The organism is Enterococcus sp. RTP21361st1_A6_RTP21361_211029 (genome assembly GCF_040910045.1).
GTDB classification, from domain to species: domain Bacteria; phylum Bacillota; class Bacilli; order Lactobacillales; family Enterococcaceae; genus Enterococcus_D; species Enterococcus_D gallinarum.
The window spans coordinates 33,881-47,254 of record NZ_JBDGBK010000006.1 but is presented as its reverse complement, the minus strand read 5'-3'; the positions used below and the strand labels follow the sequence as shown (position 1 = coordinate 47,254).

Sequence of the window (13,374 nt, the reverse complement as noted above, 5' to 3'; positions counted from 1 at the left end):
AGAATCAAAAAGGTTGAATTTTCTGGAAATCAGAACATTCTTGATAAATACGTTTCAATAGTTGCCCTTGATCAATCATAGGAAACAACCAGTTCCAATTCATTTTGCGCAACTGATTCAGCCAGTGAGAAAAATTTCGATTTGCATTTTGATGAAATAAAAAACGCAGGACTAAAATTCGATGTTCCAACAAAAAACCATAATCACTGGGATGATAGCACCAATGCGGCAGATTGCCGATATGTCCTCCGAGAGGGTAAAGGAGTGCTTGAAGACTGAGGATCTGTTTTTGCTGTTGCATCAGCTTGTGTAATAACCAGACTCGGTAAGCTTCCGGCTGCCACCTTTGATGGTATGTTCGACAGGACTTTCTAGAATAATTGTTTAGCGATGGGCAGCAGCCGATAGGTTCTCCTTTCCGAAAATAACGTCTACGAAAAGAAACACCCCACTTATAATGCCAATTGATCTCGTATATGAGACCAACGCGTTGCTCTTGTGTATCTATGATCCACAAATAAAACCCCGGTTGCTCCGCAAAACGGCAACAGGCCTTTTGCAAAACGGTCCATCGATGGTGGAGTTGCGGCTGTAGATGTTTGCCTAGAAGCCACCAAGGAGAATAGTTATAGGCAAGATACTTCTCTGTTCGTTGGACAAAGCGCCTCCAAGACAAAGCCGAACACTGTACTTCAATCGCTGTTTTGCCCACAAGAAGATCCGGTCGCTGCTGCAAATCCGGCAAGTAAGCTTCTATTTCGATCGTTTCATCTGTTAGCCATTCGTAGAGGAGCTCCTTTGCTGACAAATGTTCCTCCGTCTCTCCTTCACTAAACACTTCGCAGTTAGCCGCAGCATAATGAGCGAAATGATGGCGTTTCAGGAGGCCTTTCCTTAAGTGCACCGGTCCATGACATCCTGGACAATAAAAGGGTTCTGAATCTTTCTTCGCCTGATCAGCTTTGATCCGCTGCTGCTGGTTGTCATACGCAATAATCATCTTCTCACCTCAAAAAGAAATACGCAAAAAAGCGAGAAAATGATTGTAGCCATTTTCTCGCTTTTACGATTATAAGTGAACATTAGACATTTTTGAAGTAGTAACGGGTCAATTCCAATGCGTCATGCTCCATAATGATTTTTCCATACTCTGCCAAAACCTCTGAAGTGACTTGTGTCCGGTTAGCAAATTCCATTAAATAAGCCAGTGCATTCTCAACTTCGATGTCTGTCGTATCGTTATCCATAAATTGGACTTCTAGATAGTAACGGTCATTCATTTGATAAAGATTCGTGGTCACTGAATCCAAATACACTTCGGACGCTAATTGAACCATTGCTTCAAAGCTGTTCAATTCAAAAATAAAACGATTGCCTAACTCCGGCTGGGACTCTGTCTCTTGTAATTGTGACGCGACATGCTTCTTCAACATATCCGTAATGTCCTCAGTTGAACCATCGCTCATATCATCAAAGTTTTCCATTCCTTCAGGCGGTAGATTTTTGCTGATAAACAATTCTAAGCCATCCCCTTTAGGTAAGACTTGGAAGGTCACCGCTTCACTGCCTTTAAATTCTTCATCAATATCTACTTCTTCTAATATGCTATAAAAAAAGTTTTCAATCTCATTGTGATTTCCAAGAAGGTCAAGAAAAGTGATGCCCCTAGCAGCTAAATCTTCGCTCTTGATCAGTACACGGATCGTATTTTCATTGATATGTTCCATTTCCATATTAGCTACACCTCACTTTTGCTAATCACTATAGGTTCATTTTAACGAAACCTGTTGAAAAGTAAAGAGAAAACGCATATCCTCTTAAGAAAATCCTAAAATGGCAAAAAAAGAGATCAGCTTTTCATTCACTGATCTCATAACTATTTGATTTTTATAAGCCTGCCATCAATTGTGCTTGACGTAGTTCTAGTTGACGAACATCTCTTGGCAAGAAACGACGGATTTCATCTTCATTAAAACCAACTTGGAGTCGTTTTTCATCAATCATGATCGGACGACGCAATAATCCTGGGTTCTCTTGTACAAGTGTCAATAAATCTTTTAGCGGCAGGTCATCAAGATCCATGTTCAATTTTTGAAAAACTTTGGATCTTGTAGAGATAATTTCTTCTGTACCATCTTCTGTCATTTGTAAGATTGCTTTTAATTCAGAAATATTTAAAGGTTCTGAGAAAATATTTCTTTCAACAAAAGGAATCTCATGCTCTTGCAACCACGCACGAGCTTTGCGACAAGATGTGCAACTTGGGGAAGTATATAGTGTCAACAACGTGCATCTCTCCTTTTTTAAATTCCATTCGCAAGTTCTGTTGTCTTGCTTGATTTTAATTATACAGAACTATTTAAAAAAAATCTAGTGTAAATTTTGTATTTTTTAATAAAACTCTCAAGTTATATTAAAAGAGAAACCTCTCAAACAAAAGCTTTCACAAACTTTACATCAATTTAAATGAGAAAAATCAAATTTTTTTTTAATTTCATTTCTTTTGTATAACAGTGTGTCAAAATTGTATCATGAACCATAGATTTATTTAAATCACTCTAGTGATTTAATTCTATCGTTTTTTAATTTTGATAAAATATTCGATAATATCTGACTCCTCTATACAAGTTTCTTTCTATAATACTAGTACTCTTTCATTGGTCTTTACCAATCTTTTTTTACACCTAAAACTCGTTAAAAACTTACAAACAGAGAAAAGAACTTGTTATTAAAAGATTTCAAAGAAACGAAAATCTGTATTATCACGTATTCTATTCCAAGTCATTAGTTGCTCATTATGAGTGAAAAATCATTTCATCGGCAACGAATATGACAAATGTTACAAACAAAGAAAGCGTTTGATAAGTAAATCCTAACAAATCTCTTTGAAGAAATCAGCGATATCCACTGAATATGTTTATTTGCATATAAACGAAAAAAGCGATCGAAGTCGCTTTTTTCGTCTAATTTTTGAACTGGGCATCATATAATGCTTTGTAATGTCCCCCTGTTGCTAACAGTTGCTCGTGGGTTCCTTCTTCCAAGATCCCTTTATCGCTGACAACAATGATCCTTGTCGCATGTTTGATGGTAGCCAAACGATGGGCAATAATCAATGTTGTCCGTCCATCAGCTAATGAGTTCAATGATTCTTGAATCACTTGTTCTGTTTCTGTATCCAACGCAGAGGTCGCTTCATCTAAGATCAAGATTGGCGGATTTTTTAGAAACATTCGGGCAATCGCTACCCGTTGCTTTTGACCACCAGAAAGTTTGACCCCGCGTTCTCCAATGACTGTTTCCAATCCTTCAGGCATTTGGTCGATTACTTGTTCTAAATGAGCGAGTTTCACGGCTTGAGCAATTTCTTCTTCTGACGCATCCAATTTCCCATAAGCAATGTTTTCTCGAATCGTTCCCGGGAACAAGAAAACATCTTGCTGAACAGTTCCGATCTGGCCCCGTAGTGAGGCAAGCGTCATGTCTTGGATATTGATTCCGTCAATCGTGATCTGACCCTCAGTTACTTCATAAAACCGCGGCAGTAAATTGCAAAGCGTTGTTTTTCCAGAACCGCTTTGTCCCACAAAAGCGACAGTCTCGCCGGATTGAATCGTTAGATCAATATGGTTCAATACCTTCGTCACATCTGCATAAGCAAAGGAAACATCTTGATAAACGATATCGCCTTTTAGTGCGTGTACATCGATGGCATTTGGCTTATCTTGAATCGCCGGTCTCTTGTCCAGCTCTTCTGTCAGGCGTTTGAAGCCAGCAAATCCTTTCGGATAGCTTTCAATCATGGTATTGACCTTTTCGATTGGCCGAACAAAGACATTGGATAACAAGATAAATCCAACAAACTGTCCATTCGTCAATTCCCCTTTGATCACGTAATAGGCCCCAAAAATCAAGGCAAACAAATTGATCAGTCGAATCAGAAAGTAATTATAGGCAGAACTGATTGCCATCACTTTATAAAAGACGATTTTTGAACGACGATAAAGGCCGCTCAGACCGTCAAATCGTTGATGTTCAAACGTCTCATTGGCAAAAGACTGAGTCACGCGAATGCCGCTGACTGCTGCTTCTACCCCAGCATTGAATTCACCTAGATTGTCATAGATCTCTGTATTGACTTTCGTCATTTTCTTATTGAAGAAAACCAGTGCAATCGTAATCAATGGAATCAGTGCAAAAGTAGCAAGTGCAAGTTGAACATGCATATTGAGCATCAGCAAGAATGAACCGATCAATGTCATGATCGTAATAAAGACGTCCTCGGGACCGTGGTGAGCAACTTCTGATATTTCAAACAAGTCAGTCGTTAGCCGACTGATCAAACGTCCAGTTTTTTGATTGTCATAATATTCAAAAGACTGTGTCTGTAAGTGTCGGAATAATTCTTGACGCATATCTGTCTCGATATTGACACCCAATTTATGGCCATAAAAGACCACGATATATTGCAAGATCGTATTGACCAGATAAAATAAAAATAGCCCCAAACAAGCGAGCAAAATCAGCCGAAAATTGTTCTGCGGCATAATCTTGTCGATCACTTGATTCACGGCAACTGGAAAAACCAATTCAAGCAGCCCTGCAAAGACAGCACAAGTAAAATCTAAGACAAACAATGACCGGTATGGCCGATAATAGCTAAAAAACCTTTTTAACACACGTCCTCCTCCTTTTCATTAATCTACATTATAAGCAAGTCTTTCTGGAAAAGCAAAATGAGAAATCGATTGAAAAGGGTAAAATTCACTCAAATTTGAAAAAGCGATGAGACCAAGGATTTCTAAAATTAGTAAATAAAACCTTTATTTATCAAGCTTTAAGCCCTTTTTTTCTCTCAAGATATCCGCTATTATATGTTCGAAAACAAAATGAAAATTTTCACTACAATTGAAAGGCGTGTCTCTTTTGCTTAATGCGGTAATCTTTGATGTCGATGATACTTTATACGATCAACAACAACCATTTCGAAATGCGGTTACAACCATCATACCTGAAGTAGCAACAACAGATCTCCATCCTCTTTATATTCGTTTTCGCGTACATAGCGATAACCATTTTGGAAAAGTCATCTCAAAAGAATGGACATTAGAAGAATTTCGTACCTTTAGACTATGTCAATCGCTGATTGATTTAGGCTACTCTCCTTTATCAAATGATGCTAGCCGATTGTTTCAAGCGACTTACGAGACAGAGCTAGACAACATCCAACTTCATCCAGCCGTAGAAGAAACTCTCAATACCTTGGCTTCATTACCTATCAAGCTTGGAATCATTACCAATGGCCCAACAGATCACCAACAAAAGAAAATCGATCAATTGGAATTGACTCGCTGGATCCATCCAGAATACATGCTGATTTCTCAAGCAACAGGGTACCAAAAACCGGATATTGAACTTTTTCAGCTTGCTGAAGAACGATTTGATTTAGATCCCTCACGGACATTATACGTGGGAGATAACTTTGACAATGATGTCTTTGGCTGTAAACAAGCGGGATGGCAAGCCCTTTGGCTGAATCATCGCCGACGCCAAGCTCCCGAAATCAAAAATTGTCACCCTGACTGTACGTTAACTGCTTTTGAAGAGCTGACAGAAGGTATCTTATCCTTTACAGATGCAGTTGTGATGGCTCGCTAAAAACTAAGAGACAGCTATAGATGCAAATCTTCGCATCCTAGCTGTCTCTTGCTTTCGTATCAAGGGTTTTGTATTCGCTGAATCTATTCTTCACCAATGCTTAAAATCAAGCGAATATCTTCTTCCGTCATTTGGTTCAGCTGGGCTTCATTCCCTTGGATGACTTTTTGGAATAGTTCCCGCTTTTCTTGTTGCAAAGCATCCATTCGTTCTTCAATGGTTCCTTCAGCGATCATTCGCCAAACTTCCACAACCTTTTTCTGACCGATTCGATGTGCCCGGCCAGCGGCTTGTTCTTCCACTGCAGGATTCCACCATAAGTCATATAGAATGACCGTATCCGCCCCTGTCAGATTCAATCCAGTTCCGCCGGCTTTTAATGAGATCAAAAAGACATCTTTTTCTCCATTATTGAAAGCATCGACCATACTCAAACGTTCTTGAGGAGGAGTGCTTCCTCGTAAATAGAAGGTTTCAATTCCTTCTTGAGCAAGTTCTTCTTCAATGATCGAAAGCATGCTTGTAAACTGTGAGAATAAGAGCACACGGCGGCCGTTTTCTTTTGCTGCTTGAATCAGGTCCTTGACCTGTTCTAGCTTGCCTGATGTGCCTTCGTAATCTTCCACAAACAATCGCGGATCGCAGCAGATTTGACGCAAACGAGTAAGGCCAGCCAAGATGCTGATACGATTTTTGCGAAATGCTGCTGTATCCATTTGTGCGATTTCTTCCCGCATTTGGCGCAAATACGCAAGGTAGATTTTTTTCTGCTCTTCTGTCAGTACACTATAATAATTCGTTTCTAACTTCTCTGGCAGATCTTGAAGAACGGATTTTTTATCGCGTCGCAATATGAATGGCTTGATCATTTTTGCGATCTCTTGTGTCGTCAATTCTTTGTAGCGTTGTTTATTTGGGAAAAATCCCGGCATGATCATCTCAAATAAGGACCACAACTCTTCAAGATTATTCTCGATGGGTGTCCCACTCAATGCAAATCGATGGGGAACATTTAAAGAACGCAACGCTTGTGCTGTTTTGGTTCCGCTGTTTTTGACCATTTGCGCCTCATCCAAGATCAAATACGCTAAACCTAATTCTTGGTACTGGTCGATGTCCTGCCGTAAGCTGGCATAAGATGTGATGCGGACATCTGCCGGCAGCTGTAATTGGCTGCCGCGTTCCTCCCGAGAACCACTGATCACCACCGACCGGATCGTTGGTGCAAAGCGTTTGATTTCTTGCTGCCAATTATACGTCAAACTCGCAGGTGCAACGATCAGAGCATTCAACTGTTGCTTCTCTTGCTTTTCGGACAACAAGTAGCTGATTGTTTGAACTGTCTTCCCTAATCCCATTTCGTCTGCAAGTATGCCGCCAAATTGATACTGACTCAGCATCTTCAGCCAACGAAATCCGACCTCCTGATAGTGTCTTAATTGCGCTTGGAGCTGATGAGGCAATGGTGCAGAAAATTTTTCTGGATGAATCAAATCTGTCGTCATTTGTTTGAATCCTTGACTAAAAGTTGCTTGGTCAGCTAGTTCTTCTTGCAAATACAATCCTTGGTTCAACGGAACTTGTAACGTACCTGACTGAGATACAAAGGCTGTCCGTAATTTTTTCAGCGCGGCGCTTGCTTCTTGAAAGGCTTCTGTTTCCAGTGAAAGAACTTGCCCATTTTCTGTCGTGTAAAAACGATCAGCCTGCAACAAACTCCGCAAGACAGCATCGATCTCCGATTCAGCGATCCCGCTGACATCAAAGTGAATATCCAGCCAGGAACCATTTTCTTCAATTTCGATCGTTGGACGGTGCTGCTGTGCATCTAAGTAAAGTTCCCGCAATTTTTTGCCGATACGTACTTCTCCTAGTTGGCGCAGTAAAGGAATTTCACGAGTGAAAAAGGCAAACACTTCTTCCCCTTCCGGTAGCGCTTTGAACCAATTTTTGGTACTTTTTTGATACTTCATTCTTTCAACTACTTGTTCGATCCGCTTTTCCTGAGGGTAATCCCTTAAAATCTCTGGATGGGCCTCAGGAATCACTTGATGCTTTTCGTCAGTCGAAAAAGTCACTTCGCCATAATTGAAATCAATTTGCAAATCGATCTGACCTTTGATTTTACGCAGTGAAAAAACAACGGCTAACGGACTCTCTTGGATCTCTGCTCCGACCTCTTTTGTGATCTCTACCGTGCCGATCTTGCGTAAATGAGGCAAAACTTGCATAAACAAGTTGGACAGTTCCGCTTTTGGATAAATGATCGTTGGTTCTTCAAAGCGTTTGAATAATTGCTGCATCGTCAAATAGACTTCTTTTTGGTCCATCGTCAATTCAACGATCGTATCGCCTTGAAGGCCCCAATTGTAATAGCTCAGCAAGTGATCAAAATCCCTCGTCAAAGATAACGTAAATTGACCGTGTTCTTTTTGAACACGAAAATGCAGCGGCTTGCCTTCAGAAAAAGTCACTTGACGAAGTTTAGCGTTGCCAATCGTTAACTGCATATAAGCAGCGTTCATTTTCTCTAATAGTTCTTTCCCGTATTCAACTGGCAATAGCAAATACTTTTTGTCTAGTTTGCCTTTCACTTGGATGCCAGCTTGTCCAATCAGCTGCTGTGTCTGAGCAATGCCTAGTAAGCGGATCAGAATATCATTGTTGGTTTGGTCAAATGCTTCACTCGTTAAAAGAAACTCTGTTTGTTTGTTCGCCAGATAGCTTTTTTTTTCTTGATAGATTTGCAAAAATTTATAGATATTTTTGACGACATACGTCTTTGAAGTTCCCCGTTGACCGACTTTTAGTGAAATCCCTAGAACATCCATCTCCTGGTGGTAAGGGTTCGTGGTCAGATTTTCGACACGATATTCAATTTGCAAAGGAGTGATCGTCCGCTGTCCAGACTGCAATCGATTGAATCCCTGAGAAAACATCTCCGAAGCCGAAAATGCGGCTTTTGTTGGCTTTTTTTCTTCTGTGATTTGTCTTGTTTTGCCTTGCTTTCGTAAATAAAGTTCAACAGCTATAGTGTGTTTACAATAGTGATGTTCTTCCCAATAGGGGCATTGGCAATAATCGATCTCTTTAGCCGTCGCATCAAGATCGACTAAATATAGCTCACTTCCCAAGACTTCCGCATGCCATACCTTTCTCTCTGGATCTGGAATAACCGATAGGACGCGACCTTCATTTAGATAGGTCCGACCTCTTTCAATGACTTTTTCTGGAATACTCCATTTCATATGCTTCTGATTCCTCCTTTCTCTAAAGTTTTGTACGAATTTTGCTTTGTCCGCTGCCATCTGTTTGAACAACGACTTGCTGCAAGATTCGCTCTCTTAATTCTCTTACATGACTAATGATCCCAATCATCCGCCCTTCATTTTCAATCATTTCTAATGCTTCCATCGCCATTTCCAACGATTCTTCATCTAATGAGCCAAATCCTTCGTCAATAAACAACGCCTCGATCTCGATGCCTCCCGAACGATTTTGGATCACATCAGCTAATGAGATAGCCAATGCCAATGCGGCAATAAAACTTTCACCACCCGATAAGGTATGTGCTCGCCGAAGACTGCCAGCATTATCATCATAGATATCGATCTCCAACCCTGTCGAGCTTCGATAGCTCCCCACTTTGTCTGCCAACTCGAATTGATAACGTCCTCTTGTCAATCGAGCTAGGCGAACATTCGCCACTTCTAAGATCTCTGTTAAAAATCGTTGCAGAACATAGCGTTCCAAACTGGTCTTCTTTTCATTTTCTCCATTGATGACTTCTGATAGTTGCTGTAAATGGCTGATTTTTTCTAATTGCTTGGTGTTTTGTTGATAGATTATCTGCAATTCTTCAAGTAATCGCTGATTTTGCTTGATTTGTTCTTTTCCTCGGATTACTTGTTCTTGTAATTGTTCTACCGCTGTTTCAGACTGGTCTACTTGTTCTTGCAAGACTTCCAAGTCAGGCACAGCTTTGTTTTGCAAAAATTGTGCCAGTTCAAGCTGTCGCTGTTGAACAAAACGTTGTTGTTGTTCATAGGTTTTTATCGTACTGCGTAGCTCCTGGCGTTCCTCAAGATCATTGAGCAGACTGCGCATCTGTTGTTCGGTACATGCCGCAGGCAAGACTTCTTCCAAGCGTTCTTGGGCTAGCTGAGCAGCTTGTTGCTTGTCGGCTAGAAACTGTTGCAGATTTCGTTGCTGCTCTGTCAGGATCGTATACTGTTCCTTCAAACGTTGCTCTTCCAACTGATCCGCTTCAATCAGAGCTGCTAAACGAGACGATTGTGCTGCTAGTTGCTCCTGTTCCTCGTTCAACTGCTCCAGAGATACTCCCTCCGTTTGCTCTTTTAGTGAGGACAGTTTTCCTTCTTCCAAACGTAAAGCGTCACTAGCAGTCTTGAGACTTGCTTCAAGTGCTGTCAATTCTTCTGTAAGATGTTGGCTGTTTGTTTGGACCTCTGTCAATTTCTGTCTGTCTAGAGCAAATTGCTCTTTCAACTGCTGATTGATTTGTTGGCATTTGAAATAGGTAGTGGAAATTTCCTTTTCAGTCAATCCTTCTACCAGCAATGGGTCAGCTGGTTCCTTGCCAGCTCCTTCTTTCAGGACTGTTTGACCTAGCATATTTTCCATCAACGGCTGGAGGATTTCTCGCAGTGTCTGATACGTTGTCTGTTGTTTTTCCTTCAACGCGCTCATTTTTTGTTTAATTGTTTGAAACTGGTCATTGACTTGTTCTAGCAGCAGCAAGTTCGTCGAACGGTCTTCACCAACTTGTTGCAGCTGGTTCTCCAAAGATTCAAGTTGCTGCTCGCTATCAATGATTTCTTCATTACTATACTCTGTATGTTTTTGAGCAGCGGGGTGTTCAAAAGAGCCACAGACCGGACAAGGTTCCCCCTCCACCAATAAGAGACTCAAACGAGCAATCTGCATCTTGGCATTTCGACTTTTTTCTTGCACCAATTCTTCAGTTAACTCATCATATTTACTTACTAACTGCTGCTGCTTCTCTTGCAATTTTCGCTGCTGGTCTGTTAGTTGCTGTTGGGTATCAGTCAGCTGCTGCTCCTCTTTTTTCAACATCTGCCATTGGTACAACAGATTTTCTCCACGAACCAGTTGGACTTCCTGTACTTGGTAGATCGAATGCTTTTGGATTTCTTCTTTTAATCCTTGCTCCTGATTCATAGCAAGATTTTGCTGTTCTTTCAGATGCTGCGCTTGTTTTTCCTGTTGAGTCACCGTTTCCTGCAAAGAAGCGACCTGTTTTTCTTGTTGCTGAACTTGCTCGGCTAATGGTTTTAACTGTGCCAGTATTTGTAAACGTTGCTTAGCTGCTGTATGTTCGTCCTTTCGATCTACCTGAACTTCTCGGCTTTTGTCCCATATCTCTTGAGACTCTTGCCATTGTTCTAATGATTGCTGATTGAATGTAAGTTGTTGAATAGCCTGTGCTACTTCAGCTGTCCGCTCATCTTTTTGGCGTAAGATTTCTTGATGCTCACTCGCCCAGTCTAGCTGCTGCAGCCGCAGTTTATCGTCTAAAATTTGACTTTCTTTCGCAGCTAGATTCGCTGCCTGTTGGCTGAGTTCCTGTTGCTCGGCAAGTGCTTTATGGATTTCTTTTGCCAAATAAAAAGCTTCCTGTGCGGTCTTTTTCTCTTGCTCCGCTTGGAATTTTTTTGCTTCAATTGTTTGCTGATGACTTCGTTGTTTCTCAAGATCTGTCTGCCAGTACGCTAATGTCTCAACCAACGAAACCGGAGTTGCCGGTTCGGTCCACTCAAAGCGTGTGACCAAATGATCCGCTGCCGTTTGTTGTTTTTCAATTTGTTTGGTTTGCTTTTTGACCTGTTCATTGAAGCGCTGATACATTTCCGTTCCAAAAATATTCCGCAAAACTTTTTCTTTCTCATTACTGCTGGCGATCAAAAAATTGCGAAATTCTCCTTGAGGCAGCAAAATGATTTGGAAGAATTGTTTGGCATCCAATTGCAGCAGATCTTTGATGAAGATATCTACTTCATTTTTTTTGCTGATTTGTTTGCGCTCTTTTCCTTGCTGATCATAGATCGTCAACCGTACCTTAGCTGCTTGATTCGTGACTCCATCGCCGCGTTTTTTGGCTAAGACTTGTTCGGGACGTCGTTCGATCTCATAGTGCAAATGTTGATGGTCAAAGGAAAAACGGACACTCGTCTCTTCTGTGGGGGAAGCGAATGTCGAACGCATTTCTTTACCGGACCGCAAATTTCCGGAAGTTTCTCCAAATAATGCAAATGTCATTCCATCAAAGATCGTCGTCTTGCCAGCCCCGGTTTTCCCGCTGACTAGAAACAAACCACCTTCTTGAAAGTCGCCAAAATCCAGTTCCTCATGAATGTAGGGACCAAAGTTTTTCATGATTAATTTTCTTGGCTGCATGACTTCTCTCGCTCCTTCTCTCCACCCGCTGTCAAACCTGTGAGCCATTTTTGCTGCTGCTCATTTAACGGTTCTCCAGTCATTTCTTTATAAAAATGGGCGATCACCCGTTGCGGATCCTCCTCATCGGCTAATGTCAAATTTTTCTTGCTGACGGTTCGCCCATTTTGCCGCTCCACAGATAAAATTCGAGGATAGACCCGCCGTAATTGATTCATCATATTAGGAATTACGGCTCGATCCGTTAACGTGAAGTGTAAGAAGGCCTCTCGATCCACTTGCCGATAAAAGGCAGGATCAAGCAATGTTTCAAAAGAAGCAGTGTATTGCTGAAGATCTCTTTTCGGCCGCAACGGATAAAAATGCTGCTGGTCCTTTTGAGTATCTACGATATAAACACCTTTCTCATTGGTTATTTCAGACAATGAAAATTTCAACGGAGACCCGCTATAACGGATTCGTTCATGATTTAGCGCAGTATTTGCATGCAGATGTCCTAAGGCGACATAGTCAAACCCTTCAAACGCCGTTGTCGGAACACTATCCAATCCGCCTACTTGAATTTTGGTTTCCGAATCCGTCTGGCTTGAACCAGCTACAAAAAAGTGAGTCACCAGGACTTGTTTTTTCGTAGAATCAAAATACTGCTTCATCTCTTGAAGGACCCGAGTCACCCCTTCTGCGATCGTTGTGATTTTTTCATCAAAAAACAAACGCGCTTCGATCGGTTCAAAATAAGGTAACAAGAAAAACTGGGTGTCAGAAAATTCAATCGGCTCAATACTTTCTTCAATGGAGGTCGTTAGGTAAAATTGCGTATTTTTGAACCATGGACTTCCAGTTTCAAGTCGTGTCGGACTATCGTGATTACCAGAAATCGCTAGTAAAGGAAACTTTTTTTCTAAATTGATTTTCGCTATTTTCTCATTTAAACATTTCACTGCGTCAACGGCTGGCACCGTGCGATCATAAAGATCCCCAGCAATGATAATTGCATCTACTGATTGTTCTTCCGCCAGATCAATTATCTGGTCAATAATGTAACTTTGATCTTCGAGAAGATCATAGCCGTGTAATTTTTTACCTATGTGCCAATCTGCTGTATGTAAAAAACGCATATACCCACCCTCTTAAAAATATCCTTCCCATCATTATACCACTTTACGATTATGAATTGAATGTATCAACGTGATCTTCTCGTTCCCAGACAATTGAGTCCTTCTTTTTCCAAACGGGTTCTCACACTGATTTGTCAAATTAATGAAATTAAATTTCCTT

The 13,374-nt window shown here is 41.0% G+C and carries 8 protein-coding genes; 1 reads left to right on the top strand and 7 read right to left on the bottom strand.

Annotation, left to right across the window (positions count from 1 at the left end):
• Nucleotides 1-4: 4 nt before the first annotated feature.
• The 4 genes from AB5Z52_RS02030 to AB5Z52_RS02015 all read right to left on the bottom strand — a co-directional run bounded on the left by AB5Z52_RS02030 (nucleotide 5) and on the right by AB5Z52_RS02015 (nucleotide 4,679).
• The gene (locus tag AB5Z52_RS02030) at nucleotides 5-1,000 is read right to left on the bottom strand and encodes a competence protein CoiA (RefSeq protein WP_003127032.1); all 996 of its coding nucleotides are present in this window, start codon (nucleotides 998-1,000) and stop codon (nucleotides 5-7) included.
• Nucleotides 1,001-1,082: 82 nt separating this feature from the next.
• The gene (locus tag AB5Z52_RS02025) at nucleotides 1,083-1,733 is read right to left on the bottom strand and encodes an adaptor protein MecA (protein WP_003127031.1); all 651 of its coding nucleotides are present in this window, start codon (nucleotides 1,731-1,733) and stop codon (nucleotides 1,083-1,085) included.
• A 154-nt stretch (nucleotides 1,734-1,887) separates the two neighbouring features.
• Nucleotides 1,888-2,286, bottom strand: coding sequence for a transcriptional regulator SpxA (gene spxA, locus AB5Z52_RS02020; RefSeq protein WP_003127030.1), 399 nt, complete (start codon nucleotides 2,284-2,286; stop codon nucleotides 1,888-1,890).
• 677 nt (nucleotides 2,287-2,963) lie between these two features.
• Nucleotides 2,964-4,679 (bottom strand): ABC transporter ATP-binding protein, encoded by a 1,716-nt coding sequence (locus AB5Z52_RS02015; protein WP_288551412.1) that lies wholly within the window; start codon nucleotides 4,677-4,679, stop codon nucleotides 2,964-2,966.
• A 247-nt stretch (nucleotides 4,680-4,926) separates the two neighbouring features.
• Here AB5Z52_RS02015 and AB5Z52_RS02010 point away from each other — a divergent pair, with 247 nt between their 5' ends.
• Nucleotides 4,927-5,658, top strand: a complete 732-nt coding sequence (locus AB5Z52_RS02010) for an HAD family hydrolase (RefSeq protein WP_117474593.1) — start codon at nucleotides 4,927-4,929, stop codon at nucleotides 5,656-5,658.
• An 83-nt stretch (nucleotides 5,659-5,741) separates the two neighbouring features.
• Here the strand turns inward: AB5Z52_RS02010 and AB5Z52_RS02005 are convergent, their stop codons facing one another.
• The 3 genes from AB5Z52_RS02005 to AB5Z52_RS01995 are packed head-to-tail and all read right to left on the bottom strand — an operon-like array spanning nucleotide 5,742 to nucleotide 13,214.
• Complete coding sequence (locus tag AB5Z52_RS02005) at nucleotides 5,742-8,906, bottom strand: SNF2 helicase associated domain-containing protein (RefSeq protein WP_368266821.1); 3,165 nt, start codon at nucleotides 8,904-8,906, stop codon at nucleotides 5,742-5,744.
• 22 nt (nucleotides 8,907-8,928) lie between these two features.
• Nucleotides 8,929-12,144, bottom strand: a complete 3,216-nt coding sequence (locus AB5Z52_RS02000) for an AAA family ATPase (protein WP_368266819.1) — start codon at nucleotides 12,142-12,144, stop codon at nucleotides 8,929-8,931.
• Nucleotides 12,078-13,214, bottom strand: a complete 1,137-nt coding sequence (locus AB5Z52_RS01995; RefSeq protein ID WP_003127024.1) for an exonuclease SbcCD subunit D — start codon at nucleotides 13,212-13,214, stop codon at nucleotides 12,078-12,080. Before AB5Z52_RS01995 ends, AB5Z52_RS02000 begins: the two co-directional genes overlap by 67 nt.
• Nucleotides 13,215-13,374: the final 160 nt, after the last annotated feature.